Below are 24,407 nucleotides of genomic sequence, written 5' to 3'. Positions count from 1 at the left end.
CGCCCGGTCAGCCGCCGGCCACCGGGCGGAATGCCAGCCGGGCGCGCTTCGGCGGCAGGTACACCTCCGGCAGGTCCACTTCCGGCAGGGTGACCTCCGGGCCCAGCTCGAAGCCCTCGCGGCGCAGCCGGTCGATCGCGGGCCCGTTGTCCGCGTCGGGCTCGGCCACCAGGCGGCGGGCCCCCTCCGCCGCGGCGAACCCGCTGATCACGCGCATCAGCGCGGTCGTGAAGCCGGGCCGCGCGCCACCGTCTGCGGGGCCGATCAGCAGGTGGAGGCCGAGGTCGCCGGGCTCGGCCCGGTAGCACTCCGAGACCCGGTCGGCGGCCGGGTCGTACGTCTGCAGCAGCGCGGCCGGCATGCCGCCGCACAGCAGCAGGTAGGCGTGGTGGCTGGGGAGGGTGTCCATGTGCGCGTAGATGTCGCGGACTTCGTCGCGCGCCAGCGCGGCCATGCCCCAGAAGCGGGCGCGCTCCGCGGTGACCCAGCCGTGCAGCAGGCCGGCGTCCGCGTCCGGGACGACGGGCACCACGCGTACGGTGCCGAGGCCGCCGGCCCCGGGCTCGTCGTGCTCGTAGCACGGCGTCCGGTCGCGGGGCGCGGTGTCAGCGGTCGCCATGGGACTCCTTCAGGGCCTGCCAGTCGGTGACGACGGGGATCAGCTCGCCGCGCAGCCACGTGGCGAGCTGGTCGCGGTGGTGCGGGGCGCCGGGGACGCCGCAGGCGCCGAACGGGACCACCCAGCGGCTCTCCTCGCGGCGGGCGACGTCCCAGACGTAGCGGGCGGCGGGGCCGCGGGCGCACAGGTCGGTGACGCCGGGGACGGCGGCGGTGGCCAGCACGCAGTCCTGGTCGCCGGCCAGCCCCGGCCACTGCCGGACGCCGTCGCCGCCGGGCCCGTCCGGGTCTGCGGGCTCGCCCGCCAGCGCCTGCCAGGGCGCCAGCCGGTGCGCCTCGCCCCAGGTCGCGTGCTCGCCCGGGGCCGCGGCGGCGAGCTGCGCGGCGGTCTCCTCGGCGGCGGCCCGCACCAGCGCGGGCCGGTCGATCCCCGGCAGCCGGTCGGTGGTGAGCAGGGTGCCCAGGGCGTACCCGATCCGGGCGTGCAGGTCCAGCCAGGGCAGCAGCAGCGCGGGGTACGGGGGCGGTTCGGCCAGCGGCGCCAGCGTGGGGTGCGCCGCCAGGGCGCGGACGACGGCCGAGCGCAGCCGCGCGTACGCCAGCGCGTCGGCGCTGCCCGCGTCCATCCGCAGGTCCCAGCGCAGCAGCCGGTCGCGCAACCCGGCGGCGGCGGGCCCCAGTCCGCTCAGTCCGGCGAGCAGGTCGAGGAGCGGGCGGGCCGAGGCGGCGAAGGTGTCGGTGTGGACGGCTGCCATGTCACCGGCGCGCCAGGCCCCGCCGCGGGCCAGCAGTTCGCGGATGCGCTGCGCACGGTGCGGCGGGGCGAACTCGGCGCCGAACGGGGCCGCCGGACCGGGCTCGTTGGCCATCACCGCGATCCCGCCGGCCACCGGCACCGAGGGCATCGGCGCGTGCCGCCCGCGCCAGGCGTACGCCCGCTCCCACGCCGGCACGGTGCCGCGCAGGTTGGCCTCGTCGCGTACGGGCACCGTCCCGGCGACGCGGTGCAGCAGCCCGCCCGCGGTGTCGGCGGCGAGCACCACGTTGACCGGCTCCGCCCAGCGGTCGAGCGCCGCGTCCACGTCGGCGACGCTGCGGGCCTCCAGCAGGGCGGGCAGCGCCGGGAAGCCCAGATCCCCGTACACCCGCGGCGGATACGCGAGGCTCAGCCCTTCCCACTCGCCGTCCGCGGCGGCGTCCGGCACGTCGGCGACCACCGGGCCGCGCGCGGTCTCGACCACCTCGATCACGGCCGGCTCCGCGCCCGCGGCCGCCACCGTCTCGGAGTGCGCGGCGGCCGGCTCCCAGCCGTCCGGGCCCAGCGCCTCGACGCTGTCCCCGCGGCGGCGCAGCCGCTCGCGGTAGAGGTCCTGGTAGTCGGCCATGGCGTTGGTGATGGCCCAGGCGACGCCGCCGGTGTGGCCGAAGTGCGGCAGTCCGGGGACGCCCGGGACCGCGAACCCGACGACGTCGTACTCCGGGCAGGCCAGGTGGATCTGCTGGTAGACGCCGGGGAGTTCGATGAACCGGTGTGGGTCCCCGGCGATGAGCGCGCCGCCGCCGGCGGTCCGCTCGCCGGACAGCAGCCAGCCGTTGCTGCCCGCGGTGACCGGTCCGTCGGTGGCGAACAGGTCCACCGCCCCGGCGCCCAGCCGCTCCGCGACCATCCGGCGCCACAGCTTGGCCGGGAAGCCGGCGAAGAGGATGTGGGTGGACAGCCACACGGCCAGCGGCGTCCACGGCGACCAGCGGCCGGGCGCGAGGCCGGCGGACGCGAACTCCGGGGCCCGCGCGGCGCCTTCGGCGAGCCCGGCGTTGACCCCGTCGACGTACGACGACACCCAGCCGGCGGTCTCGCGGTCCTCCTCGGCCAGCTGCCGGAAACAGCGGCGCGCGGTGTCGTCCAGCCGGACGCGGCGCGCGAAGACGTCCCAGCCGAGGGACTGTGCACCGAGGAAAGCGGCGGAGGTGCCGGCGGCGCGGTGCCGCTCGGTCTCCAGTTGCCAGGCGCGGTCGAAGGCGGCGTTGCGCCCCTGGGCGTAGGCGAGTTCGCGGGGGTCGGCGGCGCGGATGTGGGGGATGCCCCAGGAGTCCCGGTACACCTCGATGCTCACGCCGTCGCCACCCCTCGCTCGAAGAAACTTAGGGTAGCCTAACCAAAAAAGTCGGGTGGGGCGCGGTCGGGGGTCCGCGCCCCACCCGGTCGGGGGCCTGCCTCAGTCCCGGATGAGGGCCGTCGGGGGGCCGTACCTCATCCGGACGAGGGGCCGCCCGGGCTCTCGTCCGCGGATTCCAGCTCGCGCGGTCCGCTGCCGGGCGGCAGCTCCGCGTGATCGTGGCCGTGGGCGACCGCGCGGCGGTACTCCTCCGCCGTCGGCTTGTCGATCCGCGTGTGCGGGCCGAACATGCTGTGCGACAGCCTGGCGCGCACCCGGTCCGCGACGCTCACCGGCGGCCGGCGGACGCCGTTGGCGTCGACCGCGGGCGGCAGCACGTAGGGCTGCGGCTGCTCGTGCGAGGTGAGCTTGTGCAGCTCCGCCTGCGACAGCGGCTCGTGCACCTCGATGTACTCGCCGTGCGGCAGCCGCTTGATCATGCCGGTCTCGCGGCCGTGCAGCACCTTGTCGCGATCGCGCCGCTGCAGCGCGAGGCAGATCCTCTTGGTGAGGATGAACGTGAGCACCGGCACCACGAACACGCCGATCCGCAGGGCCCATGTGACGTTGTTGACCGAGACGTTGAAGTGCGTGGCGAAGATGTCGTTGCCGCCGCCGATGAGGAACAGGGCGTACAGCGAGAGCCACGAGGTGCCGAGCGCCGTCCGCACGGGCACGTTGCGCGGCCGCTGCAGCAGGTGGTGCTCGCGTTTGTCCCCTGTGATCCACGCCTCGATGAACGGGTACGCGCCGATGGCGATGAACATGAGCGGGAAGAGGGTGATGGGGATGAACACCCCGAGTGCGAGGGTGTGGCCCCAGGCGTTGATCTCCCAGCCCGGCATGACGCGCACCATGCCTTCGGCGAAGCCCAGATACCAGTCCGGTTGCGCGCCGGTCGACACTTGGTCCGGTCTGTACGGCCCCACGTTCCAGATCGGGTTGATGGTCGCGATCGCCGCGATGACGGTGATGACGCCGAAGACCAGGAAGAAGAACCCGCCGGCCTTGGCCACGTACACCGGCATGAACGGCGCGCCGACGACGTTCTTCTCCGTCTTGCCGGGCCCGCCCCACTGCGTGTGCTTGTGGTAGAAGACCAGGATCAGGTGCACCACCACGAGTGCGACCATCAGCGCCGGCAGCACCAGGATGTGCAGCGCGTACAGGCGTGGAATGATCTCGTGCCCGGGGAACTCGTCGCCGAAGATGAAGAACGACAGGTATGTCCCGATCAGCGGCGTGGAGAGCGTGGCGCCCTCGACGAAGCGCAGGCCCGTACCGGAGAGCAGGTCGTCGGGGAGCGAGTACCCGAGGAGGCCCTCGAAGAGGGCGGTGAACAGCATGATCCAGCCGAACAGCCAGTTCAGCTCGCGCGGCTTGCGGAACGAGCCGGTGAAGAAGTGCCGCATCATGTGCACGAGCATGGCGATGACGAAGATCAGCGCGCCCCAGTGGTGGATCTGGCGCACCAGCAGACCGCCGCGCACGTCGAACGAGATGTCCAGCGTGGAGGCGTACGCCTCGGACATCCGCACGCCGTTCATCGGCGCGTACGAGCCGTCGTAGACGACCTCGTTCATCGAGGGGTTGAACCACAGCGTCAGATAGACGCCGGTGAGCAGGACGACGACGAAGCTGTAGAGCGCGATCTCGCCCAGCAGGAACGACCAGTGGTCCGGGAAGACCTTTCTGGTGTACTTGCGTCCGCCGCCGTGCAGTCCGAGCCGGCTGTCGGCCCAGTCCGCGAACCGCTCGCCGGTGGATGCCCGGGTGGGCCGACGGGCGCCCATCGCACCTTGCGACGAGCCTTCCGTCTGGGTTACGGACATACGGTTGCTCCTGCCTCCCTGGTGCACTCACTTCTATGACAGGAACAGGGAGGCGAATGTGACACGGACGAGCAGCCGTGTGAGTCAGCTCACACCGGGGATCAACTGCCCGGGATCTCCTGCTCGGTCCAGACGACCTTGCCGCGCGGCGTGTAGCGCACACCCCAGCGCCGGGCGAGCTGGGCGACGAGGAACAGCCCCCGCCCGCCTTCGTCGTTGCTCGTGGCGTGCCGCAGATGCGGCGCCACATGGCTGGTGTCGGTGACCTCGCAGGTCAGCACCGACTGCAGGATGAGCTTGAGCCCGATGGGGCCGGGGGCGTGCCGGACCGCGTTGGCGAGGAGTTCGCTGACGATCAGCTCGGTGGGCAGCGTCAGTTCCCGCAGCCCCCAGTCGGTGAGCCGCCGGCGCACCAGGTCGCGGGCGTCGGAGAGGGCGGAGTGGTCCACCGGCAGTTGGACGGCCACCACCTGGTCCGGCGGCAGCGCCCGCAGCCGCGCCGCCAGCAGCACCGCGTCGTCGCTCGGCCGGGAGGGCAGCAGTTCGCGTACGGCCGCGTCGCACAGGTCCTGCACCGGGCGCGCCGGTTCGGAGAGGGCGCGGCGCAGCCGGGTCAGCGACTCCCCGGGCCGGTCGGGCAGCAGGCCGTTGGTGTAGAGCGCGAGCAGGCTGCCCTCGGGCAGGTCGAGTTCGGCGCAGCGGTACGAACCGGAGCCGCCGCCCAGCGCCGGGCCGCTCGCGGCCTCGACGACCTCGGAGTTGCCGTCGGGCCGCACCACGACGGGCGGCGGATGCCCGGCAAGGCCCAGGGTCACCCGCATGGCGATGGGGTCGTGGACGGCGTAGACGCAGGTCGCCGCGGGCGGCGGCCGGTTGCGCTGCGGGTCGGCGAACGGGTCGGGCGGCTCCTGCATCAACCGGGAGACGAGCGCGTCCAGATGGGTCAGCAGCTCGTCAGGCGGCAGGTCGAGGCCGGCCATGGTGTCGATCGCCGAGCGCAGCCGGCCCATGGTCGCCGCCGCGTGCAGCCCGGTGCCGGTGACGTCGCCCACCACCAGCGCCACCCGGGCGCCGGACAGCGCGATGACGTCGAACCAGTCGCCGCCCGCGCCGCCGGTGCCGGGGAAGGTGCCCGGCACGTACGCCAGGCCCGCGTCGATCGCGCTGTTCTCCGGCAGCTGCGCGGGCAGCAGGCTGCGCTGCAGGGCGGAGGCGGTGGTGTGGGTGCGGGTCTGGCGGCGGGCGTTGTCGACGCTGACCGCCGCCAGCTCGGCGACCTCGGTGGCCAGCCGCAGATCGGCGTCGTCGAAGGGCGTGGGGCGTTCGGTGCGGTAGAGGGTGACGAGGCCGAGGAGCGCGCCGCGGGCGGACAGCGGCACGAGGATGAGCGAGTGCGCGTCGTCCGCGGCGTCGGGCAGGGACGCGGGCGGGGTCTGCTCGACGCCGGGTCCGCTCGCGGGATCCGGTTCGGGCGCGGACGCCTGCCGGTCGCCGCCGACGACCGCGGGCCCGGGGAGCGCCGGGTCCTGGATGAGCCGCGGGCGCAGGTCCGTCAGCGCGCTGGACTGCGGGGAGGCGTACGGGTAGCGCACCTGCGCGCCGACGCCGTCCTCGTCCCGGTACGCCAGCGGCGCGGCCGCCGCCCGCCGCAGGGCCAGCACCTCCACCCCCTGGGACGGTGCCGACTGCTCGCCCCGCCACACGGAATCGGCGACGTCGACCACCACCGCGTCCGCCAGCGCGGGCACGACGACCGCGGCGAGCTCCTGCGCCACCCGGCCGACGTCGAGCAGCGCGCCGATGCGCGCCTCCGCGGCGTACAGCAGCTCCAGCCGGGACCGGGCGCGCCGGCGGTCGGTGATGTCGCGGACGTGGGCGAGCACCGCCACGGGATCGCCGCCCTCGTCGTCCCCCATCGGGTACGCCGAGACCGACAGCACCCGGTCGCAGTCGCCCGCCATCCGCACGCCGCGCACCGGTTCGCCGGAGGTGACCACGTGCCGCAGCAACTGCTCCAGCTCGGCCCCGTCGGCGACCGCGCCCACGTCCCGCGCGGCCGGTGCTGCCCGCTCCGCATCCGCCTCGCCGCCTTCCTCCCGCGCCGCCTGTGCTCCCTGCGCCTGCTCCGCACCCGCCTCCGCGGCTTCCGCCGGCTCCGCCTCCTCCGGCACGCCCGGGAGCCGGCGCGCGGAGGCATTGGCGCGCAGCAGGCGCAGTTCGGCGTCGAAGACCATCAGCGCGGAGCGCGCCCGGGCGAAGAGCACGCCGAGCAGCAGCGCGTCGAGCCTGCCGTCGTGCGGCGCGCTCGCGTGGGCACGGGCCATGCCCCCAATCTCGCCCCCGCGCGGGGATCGCGCATCCGCACGGGCCCGCCGGCCGGGGCCGCGGCGGTCCGCCGTTCAGCCGTTCGGGTGCCGGGCGTCCGGCGCGTCGGGCCGCCCGTGCTCCTGCTCGCCCTCCTCGTCCCCGGTGCCGGTGGGCGTCGGCGTGGGCGACTGCGAGGGGGAGGAGGACCCCGAACCCGACGGGGTGCCGCTCGGCGCCGACACCGTCGCCCGCGAGGAGGCGGTCGACGACGGGCCGGCGGCCCGCGCGGAGCTGCCGCTCGGGCTGGGCTCCGGTGTCGCCGGGTCCGTGCTGGGGGCCGACGGCGGCGCGGTGGAGGGCCGGGAGCGCTGCGCGCGGTCCGGTGCCCCGGCCCGCTCGGCCGGCGGGCTCGCCGCCGGCCGGGCGCCGGTCGGGTCGGGCGTGCCGGCGGAGTCCGTGGGCAGAGGGCCGAACGGGGCGTCGGGACGCTCGTCGGCCCGGTCGGCGCCGGACGTGCCGCCCCCGCCGAGCACGTTCGCGGCGACCAGCCCGCCGGAGATCGCCGCCACCCCCGCCGCCGCGAGGGCGGCCAGCCGCGCGCGGGGCGGGCGCCGCTGCCGTCCCCGGCCGTGCCGGGCGCGGCCGGGGACGACGGGCCGGCGCAGCGTGTCGCCGTCCGCCGGCCCGTGCCCGTGCGGCGCGGTGTCCGGGTAGCCCGCGCGGCCCTCGGCGAACAGCTCGACGTCCCGTGGATCGGGCCCCGGCACCGCGGGGCCCGGCTCCTGGAGCGCCGCGGGCCCGCCGCCCGACGGGGCGTCCGGGGGCGCGCCGGCGCACCGGGCCGCGCCGGCCGGGTCGTGCCACCGGCCGCAGTCCGGACAGTCCATCATGGCCACCTGACCTCGCCGTCCTTCCGGGGCGCGGGGGGTTCTGCCTGCAACGCCCCAGTCTGCCAGCGGGCAACTGCCGCCGTAGCGTACTGAATCGGCATAAATGAGCGCCGCCTGAGACTCGTCTCACACGGCGCCCACACCCCTCCCAACGGCTACGGCACCACCACGATCTTCCGGCCCCTGCCCGCGGCGAACTGCTCCAGGGCGGCCGGGTACTGCTCCAGCGGCAGCCGGTCGCTGATGAGCAGTTCGGGGTCGAGCACGTCCGCGGCGAACAGCTCCGCCGCGCGCTCGTAGCTGTGCAGCACGGCCATCGAGCCGGTGATGGTGATCTCCTGGTTGTAGATGCGGTACGGCTCGATGGTCGCCGTCGTCGCGTAGTCCGCCACGCCGAACTGCAGGAACGTGCCTGCCTTGGCGACCCGCCCCAGGCCGTCCTGGATCGCCGCCGCGTTCCCGGTGGCGTCGATGACGACGTCCCAGCCTTCCGGCTGACCGAACTCCGCCGGCGAGGCCGCGGCGCGGCTGCACCCCACCTTCTGCGCGGTGGCCAGCCGTTCGGGGTTGAGGTCGACCACGTCCACCGCCGCGGCGCCGGTCCGCTTGGCCAGCTCCAGCATCATCAGCCCCATCGTCCCCGTGCCGTAGATCAACACATGGGCGCCCAGCTTGCTGTTGAGCACGTCGTAGCCGCGCACCGCGCACGACAGCGGCTCGATCAGCGCCGCGTCCTGGGTGCGGACGTGGTCGGGCAGCCGGACGCAGTTGGCGACCGGCGCGAGCGCGTACTCCGCCGCCCCGCCCGCCACCGTGACGCCGATGGCGCCCCACCGGTCGCACAGGTTGCCGTGGCCCGTACGGCACTTGCGGCACTCGTGGCAGTACAGCGACGGGTCCACGGCCACCCGGTCGCCGATCGCGACCTCCGTGACGTCACGGCCGACGCCGACGACCTCGCCCGCGAACTCGTGCCCCGGCACCACCGGCAGCGTGGGCGCGAACTCGCCCTGCAGGATGTGCAGATCCGTTCCGCACAGCCCGCACGCCGCGACGTCCACCACGACCTCGCGGGGGCCGGGGGTGGGGTCGGGGACGTCGGTCACGGTGACCGTGCCGGGGGCTTCGATGACGGCGGCCCTCATTTGACGGCTCCTAGGGACAGGCCCTGGACCAGCTTGTCCTGGGCGGCGAACCCGGCGGCGAGCACCGGGAGGGAGATGACGACGGAGGCGGCGCAGACCTGGGCGAGGAAGAGCCCCTGACTGGTGATGAAGCGGGTGAGGAAGACGGGGGCGGTCTCCGCCGTCACCCCCGTGAGCACCCGCGCGAACAGCATCTCGTTCCAGCTGAAGATGAAGCAGATCAGCGAGGTGGCGGCGATGCCCGGCCCGGCGACCGGGGCGATCACCCGGGTCAGCACGGTGGTGAGCCGGGCGCCGTCGATCTGCGCGGCCTCCACGATCGAGACGGGGATGTCCGCGAGGAACGACTGCAGCATCCACACCGCGATCGGCAGGTTCATCGACGTGTACAGCAGGACGAGCAGCCAGATGTTGTCGAGCATCCCGGTGTTCTTGGCGAACAGGTAGATCGGGAGCAGCCCGGCGACGACCGGCAGCATCTTGGTGGACAGGAAGAAGAACAGCACGTCGGTCCAGCGCTTCACGCGCCGGATGGACAGCGCGTACGCGGCCGGCAGCGCCAGCGCGAGCACCAGCACGGTCGAGAACATGCTCGCCATCAGCGAGTTGAGCAGCGCGGGCCACGGGCTGGGGCCGCCGCCGGAGCCGAAGAACGTGCGGTAGCCGTCGAGCGTGAGCGAGGCGGCGACCGCCGGCGGGTTGGCGGCGGCGTCCGTCTCCGCGTGCAGCGACGTGAGCACCATCCACGCCACGGGCAGGAAGAAGGCGATGCCGACGAGCCAGGCCAGCAGCCCGAGTCCGGCGCTGCGGCGCCGGGCCCGGCGCAGTGCGGGCGGCAGCGCGGCGCGGCCGGTGCGGGCCGGCTTCGGGGCCGTCGCCGTGGTCGTGGTCATGCGCGGGACGCCTCCTCCCGGAACAGGGACGACACGACGCGCAGCGCGAAGGTCGCGATGACGATGGAGCCGATGACCACGAGCACGCCGGCGGCGGAGGCCAGCCCGTACTCGTGCGCCTGGTAGAAGGTCTGATAGATCGTGTACGGCAGGTTGGCGGTGCCCAGGCCGCCCGAGGTGATGGTGAACACCGCGTCGAAGTTCTGGACGATGTACACCGAGCCCAGCAGCACGCCGAGTTCCAGATAGCGGCGCAGGTGGGGCAGCGTGAGGTAGCGGAAGATCTGGAAGCCGGTGGCGCCGTCCAGCCTGGCGGCCTCCACCATCTCGGTGGGCCGGCTCTGCAGCCCGGCCAGCAGGATCAGCATCATGAACGGGGTCCACTGCCAGATCAGCGCGGCCTCGACGGCGATCAGCGGCATGTCCGAGACCCAGTCCGGCTGCGGCGGCGTGTCGTCGCCGAACAGCTCCGCGACCCAGGTGATGGCGCCGTTGAACAGGCCGTACTCGGGGTTGTAGAGCGCGTGCTTCCACAGCAGCGCGGCCGCGACCGGCACCAGCAGGAACGGCGCGATGAGCAGCGTGCGCACCACGCCCCGGCCGGGGAACGCCCGGTCCAGCAGCAGCGCGATGAGCAGCCCGAGCACGACGCTGACCAGGACGACCGCGGCGGTCAGCAGCGCCGTGGTCACCACCGACTCGCGCAGGCTCTCGTCGTTGGCGACCTCGCTGTAGTTGTCGAGGCCGGCGAAGCTGCGGTCGTCCGGGCGCAGCGAGTTCCAGTCGAAGAGGGAGATCACCAGCGTCGCCACGAACGGCAGCTGGGTCACGGCGATCAGGAACACCAGCGCCGGCAGGAGCGGCGCACGGGTTGCCCAGGCCCGGGCCCCGCGGCCCGGCCGGCGGGATGCCGGCCGGCCCGCGCGCGGGGCCGGGCGCTCGGTGCGTACGGCGGTCGGGGTGCTCATCGGTCCCGGTACTCCCCGCCGACCTCCTCGGCCAGTTCCTGGGAGTTGGCCAGCGCGTCCTCGACGGACTGCTTGCCCGCGATGGCCGAGCTGATCTCCTGGGAGACCTTGGTGCCCAGGTCGGAGAACTCGGGGATGCCGACGAACTGGATGCCGGGTGCGGGCCGCGGCTGCGTGCCCGGATCCCGCGGGTCGGCACCCTCGATCGCCTCACGGGTGATGTCGGCGAAGGCGCCCGCGGCCTTGAGGTAGTCCGGGTTCTCGTACGTCGACGCGCGCTTGCCGGCGGGCGCGTTGGCCCAGCCCAGCTCCTTGCCGACCAGCTCCTCGTACTCCTTGCTGGACGCCCAGGAGATGAACTTCCAGGCGCTCTCGGGCCGTTCCGACGCCTTCTGCACGCCCCACGCCCAGGTATAGAGCCAGCCGGAGGACTCGGTCTTGTCCACCGGTGCCGGCGCGTAGCCGATCTTGCCGCGGACGGGGGAGTCCCCGGCCTCCAGCGAACCGGTGGCCGCCGTGGCGTCGTACCACATGGCGGTCTTGCCCTGGGTGAGGTTGTTCAGGCACTCCGCGTACCCCGACTGGGCCGCGCCGGCCTCGCCGTGCTCGCGTACGAGGTCGACGTAGAACTTCACCGCCTTGGTGAACTCCGGCGAGTCCAGCCGCGCCTCCCAGTCCTCGTCGAACCAGGTGCCGCCCATGGTGTTGACCACGGTCGTCAGCGGTGCGATGACCTCGCCCCAGCCGGGCAGGCCGCGCAGGCAGATGCCCTTCATGCCCGGCTCGGCGCCGTCCGCCTCGGCGGCGAGGTCGGCGACCTGCTGCCAGGTGGGCTTGTCGGGCATCTTCAGCCCGTTCTCGGCGAAGACGTCCTTGCGGTACATGAGGAACGACGACTCGCCGTAGAACGGCTCGGCGTACAGCTTGCCGTCCTCGGCCGTCAGCGACTCGCGCATCGGCGCGAGGACGTCCTCCTGGTCGAACTCCGCGTCGTCCGCCGCGTACTCGTCGAGCGGTAGCAGCCAGTCGTTCTCGGCGTAGAAGGGGACCTCGAAGTTGCTGATCGTGGCGACGTCGTACTGGCCCGCCTGGTTGGCGAAGTCCTGGCTGATCTTGTCGCGGACCTCGTTCTCCGGCAGCACGGTGAAGTTCACCTCGATGCCGGTCTTCTTCGTGAAGTGCTTGGCCGTGAGCTTCTGCAGCTCCACCATCTGCGGGTTGTTGACCATGACGACGTTGACGGAGTCGTCGCCCCCGGAGCTGCCGCCGCCCCCCGCGCCGCTGCACGCGGCGAGCAGGGCCGCGGCGGTGGCCACGGGCACGAGGGTGCGGATGGTGCGCTTGCTGCGGGTCGGAGTGAGCATCGCATGCTCCCAAAGAGGGTCGGGGGCGGGAATCGGGGCGTACGGAACCGTGCCGCCCGGTCTGCTGCCGGTCCGGGAGGCGTGTGGCGTACGCGGGTGGGGGATGTGGTGTGCGGGCTTGCGGAACGGGAGCCGGGCCGGTCAGGTGCGGATGACCTGCGGGCCCAGCAGCGAGTAGCGGTGGGCTTCGGCGGCGGGCAGCCCGGTGTCGGTGATGATCACGTCGAACTCCGAGACCTCCGCGAAGCGGCAGAAGCTCACCGCGCCGAACTTGGTGTGGATCCCGGCGAAGACCTTCCGCCGGGCCACGCGCATCGCCTGCGCCTTGACCTCGCTGACCGCCGGGTCCGGGGTGGTCAGCCCGTACGTGCGGGAGATGCCGTTGGCGCCGACGTACGCCAGGTCGATGACGAAGCCGGCGAGCATCCTGGTCGTCCAGTGGTCCACGGTGGCCAGGGTGCTGCCGCGCACCCTGCCACCGAGCAGTAACACCGTGACCCGGTCGTCCCCGGCCAGCGCGCTCGCGGTGGCGAGCGAGGCCGTGACGACGGTCAGCGGACGGGGCCGCGGCAGCGCCTCGGCGATGAGCTGGGGGTTGAAGCCCTCGTCGATGAAGACCGTCTCGGCGTCGCCGAGCAGTTCCGCCGCCGCGGCGGCGATGCGCGACTTCTCCGGTACGTGCATGGTCGTGCGGTACGCGAGCGTGGTCTCGAACCCCGCGCTCTCCACCGGGTACGCGCCGCCGTGCGTGCGCCGGACGAGCCCGTGGTCCTCCAGGAGCGTCAGGTCGCGCCGTACGGTCTCTCTCGACACGCCCAGGTCGGCGGCCAGCTTGGCGACGTCCACCTTGCCGGCGCGCCTGGCGGTCTCCAGGATGACCCGTCTGCGTTCTTCTCCGTCCACGACGACCACCTGCCTTCGCGGTTTGGCTGTGGGGGGTGTTGTCGGAATCGCGAAGCCCTGCCCGTTCGGGCTTCCGAAGGCATTTCTACCGGCGGCGGAACCCACCGGCCAGGCTTCCTGCACCGCACGTCGTGACCGACTGTGCCCGCTTTCACCGCCGTATCGCCGCTGGGGAGCGGCAAGAGGCCGCTTTCGCCGCCCGCCGGGCGTGCCCGCCCCGGCCAGGACGCGTGACCGTTCGGTGCCCGCTTGGGCAACGGGCGTGGGTTCGGGCCCTCTTCGCTTCGGAACCTGAACGCAGTGGGATCCGCCGGATCCATTGACTGTGCCCGCGCGAAGGAGTTCACTTTCGCACCGAAACAGGTCTGGACCAAGCTCGATACCCGGCTGACCAGTCGGGACGTCCGCCACCCGCGGGCGTTCCCCGGTCGGCAACCCCCCACCAGAGGATCGAGGCGCACCTTCATGACATCACGGAGCAAACGGCGCCGCCGTACGCCCGCCGTCCTGCTGCTCGCGGCCGTCTGCGCCGGACTGAGCTGGACACCCGGCTCTGCCGGCGCCGCACCGGACGGCCCTCAGGCTGTGACCTTCGAAGACAACTTCGACGGACCCGCGGGTTCCGCGGTCGACGGCGGCAAGTGGCTGATCGAGACCGGCGACAACGTCAACAACCACGAGCGGCAGTACTACACGCCGGGCAACGCCAACGCCGCGCTCGACGGCGAGGGCAACCTGGTCATCACCGCGCGCAAGGAGAACCCCGGCGACTACCAGTGCTGGTACGGCCGGTGCGAGTACACCTCCGCCCGGCTCAACACCTCCGGCCGCTTCACCACCACGTACGGGCACGTGGAGGCGCGGATGAAGGTGCCGCGCGGGCAGGGCATGTGGCCGGCGTTCTGGATGCTCGGCGACGACATCGGCCAGGTCGGCTGGCCGGCCAGCGGCGAGATCGACGTGATGGAGAACGTCGGCTTCGAGCCGAACACCGTGCACGGCACCATCCACGGGCCGGACTACTCCGGCTCCGGCGGCATCGGGGCCGGCTACTCGCTGCCGGGCGGCGAGGCGTTCGCCGACGGCTTCCACACCTTCGCCGTCGACTGGTCGCCGAACGAGATCACCTGGTCCGTGGACGGCAACGTCTACCAGACGCGGACGCCCGCGGACCTCGGCGGCAAGCAGTGGGTCTTCGACAAGCCGTTCTTCCTGATCCTCAACCTGGCGGTCGGCGGCTACTGGCCCGGCGACCCGGACGGCAGCACGACCTTCCCGCAGCAGCTCGTCGTCGACTACGTCCGCGTCACCACGCCCGACGCCGCCCAGTGACCCGGCACGCTTCTGCGCCGTAGGGTCTGAGCCCCCTACGTGTCGTAGCTCTGGATCCGGCGGCCGTGGCCGCGCTCGGTCAGCGCCGCGAGGCGCGGGGCCAGCTCGGCGGCGACCGCCGGCACGTCGACGGTCAGCAACTGCCGGTCGCGCATGAGGACCCGGCCGTCGACGACGGTCGTGCGCACGTCGCCCGCGCGGGCGCTGTGCACCAGGGTGGCGGCGAGGTCGTGCACGGGCTGCGTGTGCGGGCCCGTCAGGTCGACCAGGATCACGTCGGCCCGGCGGCCGGGTGCCAGCGAGCCCACCCGGTCGCCGAGGCCGACGACCCGCGCGCTCTGGGCCGTCGCGTGGTGCAGCACCTGGCGGGCGGTGGCCCAGGTGGCGTCCCGCTCGGCCGACTTCTGCACCAGCGCGGTGAGCGCCATGCTCTCCCACACGTCCAGCGTGTTGTTCGACGCGGCCCCGTCGGTCGCCAGGCCCACCGGCACGCCGGCCTCCTTGAGCGCGCGCACCGGCGTGGGGTCCCAGCCGAACTTCAGATAGCCCCGCGGCGCGGTCGCCACCCCGGCGGCCGGCGCCCGGCCCAGCAGCGCGATGTCGGCGCCGGTCAGTCCCGTGCCGTGGGCGATCAGCACGTCGGTGTCGAGCAGCCCGCAGCGCTCCAGCACCTCGATGGGCGTGCGGCCGTGCCTGGCGAGGCTGGTCTCGGTCTGCTCCCGGTTCTCCGCGGCGTGCAGATGGACCAGCAGCCCGTGCTCCCGTGCGAGCCGGGCCGTCGCCGCGAGGTCGGCGTCCGTCACGGTGTACGGCGCGTGGGGCGCCAGGCACGTCGTGATCCGCCCGTCCGCGTCCCCGGCGCGGCTCAGCGCGAACTCCAGCGACCGCTCGCGGCCCTCGGCGCCCTGGGAGGAGAAGTACGCGAGCCCCAGCACCGCGCGCAGCCCGGTGTCCGTGACCGCGTCGGCCACCCGGTCCATGGCGAAGTAGTGGTCGGCGAAGGTCGTCACGCCGCCGCGGATCATCTCGGCGCAGGCCAGCAGCGCGCCCAACTCGACGTCCCGGTCGGTGAGGTTGCTCTCCACCGGCCAGATCCAGTCGTTGAACCACTCCTCGACCGGCACGTCCTCGGCGAAGCCGCGCAGGAAGACCATCGGCGCGTGCGTATGGCAGTTGATCAGGCCGGGCATCGCGACCTGGCCGCGGGCGTCGATGCGCTCGACGGCCGGCACCCGCGCCGCCGCGGCGGCGGACGTCACCTCCGCGATCGCGCCGCCGCGGATCACGATCCCGGCGTCCTCGGCGAAGGCGACCTCGCCGCCGGGCCCGTGGACCAGCGCGGCGCAGCCCTCGATCACCAGGCCGGCGGGCTCCGCGCCCGGCCCGGCATCCGCGGTGTGCTCCGGCTGCGCCATGGTCGACTCCTCGATCGCCCCGGGGACCTCGACGAGAACGCTACCGGCCGCCACCGACAGCGCGCCGTGCGTTCGGCCCGTACGGGTTCACAGGTTCTGCCGCCGGCAACCGCCCCTGCCGCGGGCCTTGACGCGGACCCGCCGGGACTGGATATATGGGAGCGCTCCCATGTATACGTCAACCGACTTGCGAGGAGCCGCACATGAGCGCACCGAGAACCACACCCCCCACCGCTCGCGGACGCCGCCGGCGCGGCCGGCCGCGGGCCGGCCGCGTCCTGCTCGCCGCCCTGCTCGGGCTCGCCGCCGCCGTCGCCGGGTTCGGCCCGGGCGCCGGGGCCGAGCCCGCCGCGGCCACCGGGCTGCACACCGAGGGCGGCCGGCTCCTGGAGGGCAACGGCAACGACTTCGTCCTGCGCGGCGTGAACCACCCGCACGCCTGGTACACCGGCGAGCTGGACTCCCTGCGCGAGATCAAGCAACTGGGCGCGAACAGCGTGCGCGTGGTGCTGTCCACGGGCGACCGCTGGCCGCGCAGCGAGACCGCTGACGTCGACAACGTTGTCAGTCAGTGCAAGGCGAACCGCCTCATCTGCGTGCTGGAGGTCCACGACACCACCGGCTACGGCGAGGAGGGCGCCGCCGTCTCGCTCGACCGCGCCGCCGACTACTGGATCAGCGTCCGCGACGCCCTCGTCGGCCAGGAGGACTACGTCATCGTCAACCTCGGCAACGAGCCGCACGGCAACCAGGGCTACGAGCGGTGGACCGCCGACACCCAGGGCGCCATCGGCAAGCTGCGCGGCGCGGGCCTCCAGCACACCCTGATGGTGGACGCCCCCAACTGGGGCCAGGACTGGACGCACACGATGCGCACCAACGCGCAGGCAGTCGCCGGCTCCGACCCGCAGGGCGACACCCTCTTCTCGATCCACATGTACGGCGTCTACGACACCGCCGCGGAGATCGAGGACTACCTGACGTCCTTCACCGATGCCGGACTGCCCATCGCCGTCGGCGAGTTCGGGCACGACCACTCCGACGGCAACCCCGACGAGGACGCCGTCATGCGCCTCGCCGAGGAGCTGGGCCTCGGCTACCTGGGCTGGTCGTACAGCGGCAACGGCGGCGGGGTCGAGTACCTCGACATGACGGTGAACTTCGACCCGGCCGCGCTGACGGACTGGGGGCAGCGCTTCTTCAACGGCGAGAACGGTGTCGCCGACACCGCGAAGGAGGCCACCGTCTACGGCGGCGGTGCCCCCGGGAGGCACTGAGCGCGGCACGCCCGTCCGGCGGTACGGGGCCGGCCGCCCGGCTCCGTACCGCCCGCCGCCACCGCCGTCTCAGGCCGTGCCGCCCGGGGGCGTACCGCCGCCCGCGTCCGCGAAGCTCGTGTACACCGCGCTCATGTCGTCGCCGCCGTGCCCCGCAAGTGACGCCTCCCCGTACAGCCTGCGCAGCGCGCCCAGGAGGGTGACGTCGACGCCCGCGCCCCGGGCCGCCGTGTCGATCAGGTCGATGTCCTTCAGGGCGCCATCGAGCGCGAACTGCGGCTCGAACGCTCCCGCGAGCATCCCCGCGCCCTTCGCGTGCGCGTACCGGCAGTCCGACGGCGAGCCGTCGATGGCCGCGAGGAACAGCGTCGGGTCCAGCCCGAGCGCCCCGGCCAGGGCCAGCGACTGTGCCGACGCCGCCGTGATCGAGGTGATCCAGGCGTTGCACGCCAGCTTCAGCGCCGTGCCCGCGCCGACCTCAGGCCCGGCCCACACCGACTTCACCGAGATGGCCGCGGTCACCGGCTCGATCCGGGTGAAGACCGCCGGGTCGCCCGCGGTCAGCAGCGTCAGCCGGCCCGTCTCCGCGGGCTGCTTCGTGCCCAGCAGCATGGCCTCCACCAGCGTGCGGCCCGCCACGGCGGCCAGCTCGGCGGCCCGGCGCGTCGCGTCGGTGCCGATCGTCGCCGACTGCACCCATACGGCGTCCTCCGCCGACTCCGGCAGCGCGTCGCCGAGGACGCCGAGCACCGCCGCCGCGTCGTACAGCGCGATCAGCACCGCGTCCGCGTCCCGCACGGCCTCCGCCGCGCTCGGTGCGACCCGCGCGCCGTCTGCGGCGAGCGGTTGCGCACGCTCCGGCGTGCGGTTCCACACCGTCACCTCGACGCCGCCGCGAAGCAGGGAGCGCGCCATGCCCGCGCCCATCACGCCCGTTCCCAGCACTGCTGCTCTCACCCTGCGGACTCCTCTGTTGTCGCTCGGCAGCGCGGCGCCGCATCCGGCGCGCCGCGGTTCACAACTCCTCGTGCACGTCCGGGTCGCCGCCCACCCGCCGCTGCGGGCGGCCGGCGACCGTGGCCATCTCGGCGGCCGACAGCTCGAAGCCGAAGACGTCGAGGTTCTCGCGCTGCCGTTCGGGGTCCGCGGACTTGGGGATGGGCACGGCGTCGAGCTGCGTGTGCCAGCGCAGCACCGCCTGGGCAGGCGTCACACCGTGCGCCTCGGCCACCCGGGCGATCGCCGGGTCGGCCAGCACGTCGGTGCCGCGGCCCAGCGGGCTCCAGCTCTCCGTGGCGATGCCCTTCTCGGCGTGGTACGAGCGCAGCTCCTCCTGCGGGAAGTGGGGGTGCAGCTCGATCTGGTTGACCGCCGGCAGCACGCCGGTCTCGTGCTCCAGCCGGTCCAGTTGGGCGACGGTGAAGTTGGAGACCCCGATGGAGCGCACGAGGTCCTCCTCGCGCAGCCTGATCATCGCCCGCCAGGAGTCGGTGTACAGGTCCACGCGCGGCAGCGGCCAGTGGATCAGGTACAGGTCGACATAGCCCACGCCCAGCCGCTTGCGGGACTCCTCGAAGGAGGCGAGCGTCTGTTCGTAGCCGTGGTGGCGGCCGGGGAGCTTGGTGGTGACGACGACGTCCTGGCGCGGCACCCCGCTGCGGACGATGCCGCGGCCGGTGCCCGTCTCGTTGCCGTAGTTGAGCGCGGTGTCGACCAGCCGGTAGCCGGTCTCCAGGGCGGTGGCGACCGCCCGCTCGGCCTGCGCGTCGTCCATCGGATACGTGCCGAGGCCGAGGGCGGGGAGCTTCGTACCGTCGTTGAGCCTGCGGACCGGGACGGTGGTCACACGTGCTCCTTCCCTTTATCGTACGGTGCGTTCAGTATAAGGCGGAGGCCGGAGGCTGCCATGGGCGAAACGGGTGGGCCGCGCGCGCGGGGCCGTCCGCGCAGCGAGCGGGCCAGGGCCGCGGTGCTCGACGCCGCGACCGGGCTGCTGGTCTCCGGCGGGGTGCAGGCGGTCACCATGGAGGCGATCGCCGCCCGTGCCCGGGTCAGCAAGTCGACGGTCTACAAGTGGTGGCCCACGCGCGGGCACGTGATGCTCGACAGTCTGGCGCACGCCGCCGGCGACGCCCTCGCCGCACCCGCGGGCGACGGGAGCCTCGCCGGCGACCTCGCCGCCGAGGTCGGCGCGCTCGTCCGGGCCTTCCGCGACACGGCCGCCGGCCCTCTGGTCGCCGACATCGTCGCCGCCGCCCAGGCCGACCCCGACGTCCGTGCGGCGCTCGACGAGCGGTGGGTGCGCCCGCGCCGGGCCGCCTGCGCCCGGCTGCTCGACGACGCCGTGGCGCGCGGCGTGCTGCGGCCGGACACCGACGTACCCGCCGCCGTCGACCAGCTCTTCGCGCCCGTCTACCACCGGCTGCTCTTCGGCCACGCCGCGCTCGCCGACGGCCTCGCGCCCACCCTCGTACGCCAGCTCCTCGACGGCCTCGGCGCCGGCCGCGGACGCCCGGACGAAGATCGGTGATCATCCGGGCGACAGCCGCGGACCCGACCCATTCGGTGCAAGAACTCCCTTACGTCCCAAGGCGTGTGGGCCCGTGTCCGCGGACTGGACGCGATCCCGCGGCGGGCCGTAGCGTGCTCTTCCGCACGGGCGGACAGCGAAGGCGTGTGGTCGGCCTCCCGATAAACCGGCACCTGGGGGGTGCATACCGAATGGACCCGCTTTGTATGCGCCCGGCCGAGCGGCCGCGGGCGGGCTGACCCGGCATGGCAGAGGCTGACGCAGGGTTCCCGGAGGCGATACGCGCCGCACAGGCCGGCGACGAGACCGCGTTCGTGCACCTGTACAGGACGGTGCACCCCTGCCTCGTCCGCTACGTCGGCACGCTCGTCGGCGACGCCTCGGGAGACGGCGACGCGGAGGAGGTCGCCGCGGGCGCCTGGCAGGACATCGCCCGGGACCTGCGCGCGTTCGACGGCGACGCCATGTGCTTTCGCGCCTGGTGCGCCCGCAGCGCCCGCACCCGCGCACTGGCCCGGCTGCACGACCGCCCCGGCAGGAGGGCCCGCCGCCGCGGCCGGGGCCGGCCTCCCGCGCGCCACCCCGAGGGCGGCCGGGAGCGGCCGGACGGCGGGCGTAGCCTTGCCCTGATCGCCTGGCTGCCCCGCGCGGAAGCCGACGCCGTCGCACTGCGGGCGATCGTGGGGCTGGACGACGAGCAAGCAGCCTACGTGCTCGGCACGAGCCCCGCCGCGGCCCGCTCCGCCGCCCTGCGCGGCCTGCGCCTGCTGGCGGACCAGCTCGGCGAGGCCGCGGCCGACGACTGTCCGCCCGGCGCACCCGCGGGTGACGCGACCTGCTCGGCCACGTGGATGCTCAGGGGTATGTGATGGGCGACGACGACCGGAACACCTGGCTCGACCAGCGCGCGGCCGAGCGGCTGCTCGCCGGCGGGCACGAGGACGCCGGGGCCGCGCTGCCGCCCGTCGACCGGGACACCGCCGAACGGCTGGCCGAACTGCTCGACACCGCGGCCCGGGCCGGCCGCCCCGCGCTCGACACCGAACTGCCGGGGGAGCAGGCGGCGCTGGCCGCCTTCCGCGCCGCCCGCGCCGCGGAGCGCGGGAAGCCCACCGGGACCGAGGAGGCTCCGGGGCCCGGCGATGCGGTCGGCGGCCGGACGCCGAACGGGCACGCCGCGAACGGCCACCGGGTGAACGGCCGCGCCGTGAACGGCCGGGCGGCGAACGGCCGCGGCGCCGAAGGCGCCCGCTCCGGCCGCGAGGCGCGCCCGCCCGGGCGGCGGGTGGCCGCCGAGCCCGTGGTGCGGCTGTCGCCCGCCGCCGCGGGCCCCGCCCCCGTACGCCGTACACCCCGGCGGCTGCGGCGCCTGCGCACCGCCGCGGCGGTCGCCGCCGCCGGCTGCGTGCTCGGCGGCGTCGCCCTCGCGGCCGGGGCGGTGCTGCGTTCGTCCCCCGCAACTCCGGAGCCGTCCGCGGGACCCGCCGTCTCGCCGACCGCCACCACCGACCCGGACCGCACCGGCGACACCGCCGACGAAGGCGCCGCCTCCGCCGGCGGCAGCCGGGTGGACGACAGACCCGAGGGCAGGCGCGACGAGCCGGACACCGGCACGGCGCCCGGCGGGGGAGCCGACGGCGCCGGGCAGCCCGACGGCACCGGGGACGAGGACGCCGGCCAGGGCGGCCCCGACCGGGACGGGCAACAGGGCACGCACGGCAAGGCGGTGGAGCGGCTGTGCGAGAGGTTCCTCGCCGTACGCGACGGCGAGGAGAAGCCCGGTGACGAGAGGTCCTGGAACCGCCTCGTCCACGAGGCCGGCGGCGAGAAGGCCGTCGCCGCCTACTGCGAGAAGCACTTCGGCGACGGCGCCCGGGGCGAGGGCGGCGCCGGCAGCGGCGACCACGACCGGCACGGGGAGGACGACCGTGACGACGAAGGCGACGAGGACGACTGAACCGGGCCCGGACGGACGGGCCGGCCCCGCCCGCGGCACGGGCCGGCGCCCCGGACCGCACTCCTCATTCGAACTGCGTCAGCACCATCGTCACCAGCCACAGCACGATGGCGCACGCGATCGTGACCACCGGCCAGCTCCGCGCCGTCTCGCCCAGCGGGTGCCGCCGGCGCACCGACGTCCACACCACCCAGAACGCCTCGGCCTCCGCGGGCTCCACGCGCTCCCCGTCCAGCAGCCACAGCGCGGCCACGTCGGCGCCGGGCGCCGCTAAGCCGGAGGGCGCGCCGCCATCGCCCACCTGCTCGACCTCCTTCACCAGCCGGCCGCCGCAGTAGCTCTCGCGTCGGATCAAGGGGCGTTCCTCTCGGTGGCGGGTGCCGGGAAAATGACGGTGCCCGGGCAGGAAGCCGATCATAAGGTGGGCCGGTGACAGAGGACGAACGCGAACGGCTGCGCAAGACTTTCACCGAGGCGCCCGAGCTGTACGACCGGGCCCGTCCCGGCTACCCGCCGGCGATGTACGACGACCTCGCCGCCGCCGCTCCCACCGGACTCGGGCCCAACTGCCGGGTGCTGGAGATCGGCTGCGGCACCGGGCAGGCGACCGTGCCGCTGGCCGGGCGCGGCTGCCGGGTGACGGCGGTGGAACTGGGCGCGGAGATGGCGCGGGTGGCGCGCCGCAACCTCGCCGGGTACCCGGGCGTGGACGTCGTGAACGCGGCGTTCGAGCAGTGGCCGCTGCCGCCGGAGCCGTTCGACGTGGTGCTCGCCGCCACCGCGTTCGCCTGGGTCGACCCCGCGGTCCGGGTGCCGAAGTCGGCGGACGCGCTGCGCCCCGGCGGGGTGCTGGCCACCGTGCGCACCCACCATGTGGCGGGCGGCACCGAGGAGTTCTTCGCCGCGGCGCAGGGCTGCTACGAGCGCTTCGACCCCGCCACCCCGCCGGGCCTGCGCCTGCGGCCCGGCTACGCCGTCCCCGAGGACCGCGACGACCTCCGCGGCGAGGAGCGCTTCGGGCCCCCGGTCTTCCACCGCTACGAGTGGGAGGCGGCGTACTCCACCGCCGAGTACCTCAACCTGCTGCGCACCTACTCCGGCCACCGGGCGCTGCCCGCCGGGGCCCGCGACGCGCTGCTGGCCTGCCTCGCGGGCCTGATCGACGGACGCCACGGCGGGCGCATCGCCAAGCGCTACCTGACCGAGCTGCGGCTCGTCCGCCGCACCGGGTGACGTGCCGTCAGCCGTCCCGGTAGCGCAGCAGCAGCATCGCCGCGTCGTCGTGCAGCGGTGCCCGGACGTGCTCGATCACGTCCTGGCGCAGCGCGGTCAGCGCCCCTTCCGGATCGGGGTCCTTGAGCAGCCCGGCGCGCTGCTCCAGCGGGTAGAAGGCCCCGGCACGGTCGCGGGCCTCGGTGACGCCGTCGGTGTAGAACAGCAACTGGTCTCCGGGGGTGAATCCCGCCGTGTGCGGCTCCGGCTGGGCGACGCCGTGCTCCCCGAGACCGAGCGGTAAAGCCCGCTGCGGCGGCGCGAGATAGCGCACGTCGCCGTCCTGGCGCACGGCCAGCGGCGCCGGGTGCCCGAAGTTGAGCAGCGTCACCTCCTGGCCGGAGCCCACCTCGGCGAGGATGGCGGTGACGAACTTCTCGCCGTCGAGCTGCCGGTCGAGCGCCCGCTCCAGCCGCTCCCCGACGGCCGTCAGGTCCGGTTCGTCGTACGCGGCCTCGCGGAAGGCGCTGAGCACCACCGCCGCCGTCTCCACCGCCTCGAGCCCCTTGCCCTGTACGTCCCCGACGATCAGCCGGACGCCGGCCGGCGAGGTCACCACCTCGTACAGGTCGCCGCCGATCCGCGCCTCCGCCACGGCGGAGGTGTACGAGACCGCCGCCCGCAGCCGCCCCGCGCTGCGCGGCACCGGGCGCAGCAGCACGCGCTGCGCCACCTCGGCGATCGAGCGCACGCTGGCCAGCTCCTCCTCGCGGCGATGCCGCATCCGCACCGCGAGCAGCGCGGCGACGGTGACGCCGACGACGGACAGCAGGGCCACATAGCCGCGCCGCGACTCGAACATCACGTCCGAGATGCCGAGCAGTACGCACAGCACCAGCGCGATGCCGCCGACGAACACCGTGCGCTGCCAGTTGCCGACCAGGCCGGCGAAGGCCGGCCCGAGCGAGACCAGGGGCAGGAACCCGACGTCGGGTCCGGCGGTGACGTCCACGACGGCGACGCAGCCCATGACGGCGTACGGCAGCGCATTGAGCGTGCGGTGATGCGGCAACTTCCGGTCGGTCATGCGCTACTCGCTACTCCAGCCGCTGTTCGGCTCTGCACCTCGGACGGCGCGGAGATACGGCCCCCGTCGCGGCCGGCCCCCACCCCGTGAGGCTAGGCAAGGATCGGCCCATCCGGGACCGATGCGTCCGAATCGTTGCCTGTCCGGCACCGGGATCGGCGCATCCGCTCCCGTACGGTCTGGACAAAATACCTGTAAACGGGCCACGGGGTGCTCGGTTTCCCGCCGGGCGTGGCCGAATCCGAGCGACTGTGGTCGAAGCAGGCTGCGACGTGAACGAAAGGCCATTGTCCCGCAGGTGCGGCGCCGTCGTCATCGGTCGCGGCGGGGGAGCGGGGCCGGGATCGTGCGCGGCGGCCCGTGCCGCGGTTCCGCAGGCCGACCTCCGGGCCGAAGCAAGTCCTCCGGTACAACGACGGGTTGTCCATCGGGGCGTCATTGTTGTTTGAAGCGATGGCCGGCTCGGGGATTTGATGACGCTCCTGACAACGCCCCGTTGTGTGAGGAGTCGCCGTGGCCAG

21 protein-coding genes are annotated in these 24,407 nt (G+C 74.1%); 6 read left to right on the top strand and 15 right to left on the bottom strand.

Annotated features, from left to right (window positions below):
* Nucleotides 1-7: 7 nt before the first annotated feature.
* The 10 genes from LG396_RS34370 to LG396_RS34325 form a co-directional block, all read right to left on the bottom strand.
* Nucleotides 8-619 carry a GNAT family N-acetyltransferase gene (locus LG396_RS34370; RefSeq protein WP_225797737.1) on the bottom strand — a complete coding sequence of 204 codons (612 nt, stop codon included), beginning with the start codon at nt 617-619 and terminating at the stop codon, nt 8-10.
* Nucleotides 606-2,732 carry a penicillin acylase family protein gene (locus LG396_RS34365; protein WP_225797736.1) on the bottom strand — a complete coding sequence of 709 codons (2,127 nt, stop codon included), beginning with the start codon at nt 2,730-2,732 and terminating at the stop codon, nt 606-608. The genes LG396_RS34370 and LG396_RS34365 overlap by 14 nt, the downstream gene beginning before the upstream one ends.
* 137 nt (nt 2,733-2,869) lie before the next feature.
* On the bottom strand, nt 2,870-4,606 hold the full coding sequence (gene qcrB / locus LG396_RS34360) for a cytochrome bc1 complex cytochrome b subunit (protein WP_443729185.1): 1,737 nt from the start codon (nt 4,604-4,606) through the stop codon (nt 2,870-2,872).
* 101 nt (nt 4,607-4,707) lie between these two features.
* Entirely contained in the window at nt 4,708-6,930 is a 2,223-nt protein-coding gene (locus LG396_RS34355; RefSeq protein ID WP_225797735.1) for a SpoIIE family protein phosphatase, read from the bottom strand.
* A 75-nt stretch (nt 6,931-7,005) separates the two neighbouring features.
* A complete protein-coding gene (locus LG396_RS34350; protein WP_225797774.1) occupies nt 7,006-7,803 on the bottom strand; it encodes a hypothetical protein in 798 nt (265 codons plus the stop codon).
* A gap of 155 nt (nt 7,804-7,958) precedes the next feature.
* Entirely contained in the window at nt 7,959-8,948 is a 990-nt protein-coding gene (locus tag LG396_RS34345; protein ID WP_225797734.1) for a zinc-dependent alcohol dehydrogenase family protein, read from the bottom strand.
* Nucleotides 8,945-9,841 carry a carbohydrate ABC transporter permease gene (locus LG396_RS34340; protein WP_018835512.1) on the bottom strand — a complete coding sequence of 299 codons (897 nt, stop codon included), beginning with the start codon at nt 9,839-9,841 and terminating at the stop codon, nt 8,945-8,947. The genes LG396_RS34345 and LG396_RS34340 overlap by 4 nt, the downstream gene beginning before the upstream one ends.
* A complete protein-coding gene (locus tag LG396_RS34335; RefSeq protein ID WP_037744713.1) occupies nt 9,838-10,809 on the bottom strand; it encodes a carbohydrate ABC transporter permease in 972 nt (323 codons plus the stop codon). Before LG396_RS34335 ends, LG396_RS34340 begins: the two co-directional genes overlap by 4 nt.
* The gene (locus LG396_RS34330) at nt 10,806-12,173 is read right to left on the bottom strand and encodes an ABC transporter substrate-binding protein (RefSeq protein WP_018842583.1); all 1,368 of its coding nucleotides are present in this window, start codon (nt 12,171-12,173) and stop codon (nt 10,806-10,808) included. Before LG396_RS34330 ends, LG396_RS34335 begins: the two co-directional genes overlap by 4 nt.
* A gap of 141 nt (nt 12,174-12,314) precedes the next feature.
* The gene (locus LG396_RS34325; RefSeq protein ID WP_225797733.1) at nt 12,315-13,076 is read right to left on the bottom strand and encodes a DeoR/GlpR family DNA-binding transcription regulator; all 762 of its coding nucleotides are present in this window, start codon (nt 13,074-13,076) and stop codon (nt 12,315-12,317) included.
* A gap of 465 nt (nt 13,077-13,541) precedes the next feature.
* On the opposite strand from LG396_RS34325, the gene LG396_RS34320 reads away from it, so the two are divergent.
* Entirely contained in the window at nt 13,542-14,408 is an 867-nt protein-coding gene (locus LG396_RS34320) for a glycoside hydrolase family 16 protein (protein WP_225797732.1), read from the top strand.
* Between the two features lie 35 nt (nt 14,409-14,443).
* Here the strand turns inward: LG396_RS34320 and LG396_RS34315 are convergent, their stop codons facing one another.
* Complete coding sequence (locus tag LG396_RS34315; RefSeq protein WP_225797773.1) at nt 14,444-15,823, bottom strand: amidohydrolase; 1,380 nt, start codon at nt 15,821-15,823, stop codon at nt 14,444-14,446.
* A 203-nt stretch (nt 15,824-16,026) separates the two neighbouring features.
* Here LG396_RS34315 and LG396_RS34310 point away from each other — a divergent pair, with 203 nt between their 5' ends.
* Complete coding sequence (locus tag LG396_RS34310) at nt 16,027-17,100, top strand: glycoside hydrolase family 5 protein (RefSeq protein ID WP_225797731.1); 1,074 nt, start codon at nt 16,027-16,029, stop codon at nt 17,098-17,100.
* Between the two features lie 69 nt (nt 17,101-17,169).
* Here LG396_RS34310 and LG396_RS34305 read toward each other — a convergent pair whose 3' ends face one another.
* A complete protein-coding gene (locus tag LG396_RS34305) occupies nt 17,170-18,057 on the bottom strand; it encodes an NAD(P)-dependent oxidoreductase (RefSeq protein WP_225797730.1) in 888 nt (295 codons plus the stop codon).
* Nucleotides 18,058-18,115: 58 nt separating this feature from the next.
* A complete protein-coding gene (locus tag LG396_RS34300; RefSeq protein ID WP_225797729.1) occupies nt 18,116-18,946 on the bottom strand; it encodes an aldo/keto reductase in 831 nt (276 codons plus the stop codon).
* A gap of 60 nt (nt 18,947-19,006) precedes the next feature.
* On the opposite strand from LG396_RS34300, the gene LG396_RS34295 reads away from it, so the two are divergent.
* From LG396_RS34295 to LG396_RS34285, 3 genes are all read left to right on the top strand, one after another.
* Nucleotides 19,007-19,630, top strand: coding sequence for a TetR/AcrR family transcriptional regulator (locus LG396_RS34295; protein WP_225797728.1), 624 nt, complete (start codon nt 19,007-19,009; stop codon nt 19,628-19,630).
* Between the two features lie 245 nt (nt 19,631-19,875).
* The gene (locus LG396_RS34290) at nt 19,876-20,499 is read left to right on the top strand and encodes an RNA polymerase sigma factor (RefSeq protein WP_225797727.1); all 624 of its coding nucleotides are present in this window, start codon (nt 19,876-19,878) and stop codon (nt 20,497-20,499) included.
* The gene (locus LG396_RS34285; RefSeq protein WP_225797726.1) at nt 20,499-21,587 is read left to right on the top strand and encodes a hypothetical protein; all 1,089 of its coding nucleotides are present in this window, start codon (nt 20,499-20,501) and stop codon (nt 21,585-21,587) included. The genes LG396_RS34290 and LG396_RS34285 overlap by 1 nt, the downstream gene beginning before the upstream one ends.
* A 64-nt stretch (nt 21,588-21,651) precedes the next feature.
* On the opposite strand, the gene LG396_RS34280 is transcribed toward LG396_RS34285, so the two are convergent.
* Nucleotides 21,652-21,942 carry a hypothetical protein gene (locus LG396_RS34280; RefSeq protein ID WP_225797725.1) on the bottom strand — a complete coding sequence of 97 codons (291 nt, stop codon included), beginning with the start codon at nt 21,940-21,942 and terminating at the stop codon, nt 21,652-21,654.
* 74 nt (nt 21,943-22,016) lie between these two features.
* On the opposite strand from LG396_RS34280, the gene LG396_RS34275 reads away from it, so the two are divergent.
* Complete coding sequence (locus LG396_RS34275) at nt 22,017-22,820, top strand: class I SAM-dependent methyltransferase (protein WP_225797724.1); 804 nt, start codon at nt 22,017-22,019, stop codon at nt 22,818-22,820.
* Between the two features lie 7 nt (nt 22,821-22,827).
* Here the strand turns inward: LG396_RS34275 and LG396_RS34270 are convergent, their stop codons facing one another.
* Nucleotides 22,828-23,886: a PP2C family protein-serine/threonine phosphatase gene (locus tag LG396_RS34270; RefSeq protein ID WP_037744748.1), complete on the bottom strand. Its 1,059-nt coding sequence runs from the start codon at nt 23,884-23,886 to the stop codon at nt 22,828-22,830.
* Nucleotides 23,887-24,407: the final 521 nt, after the last annotated feature.

This window comes from Streptomyces aculeolatus, assembly GCF_020400605.1.
Taxonomy (GTDB): domain Bacteria; phylum Actinomycetota; class Actinomycetes; order Streptomycetales; family Streptomycetaceae; genus Streptomyces; species Streptomyces aculeolatus.
Note: the sequence above shows the minus strand (reverse complement) of the source record. Positions and strands in the feature narration are given on the sequence as shown.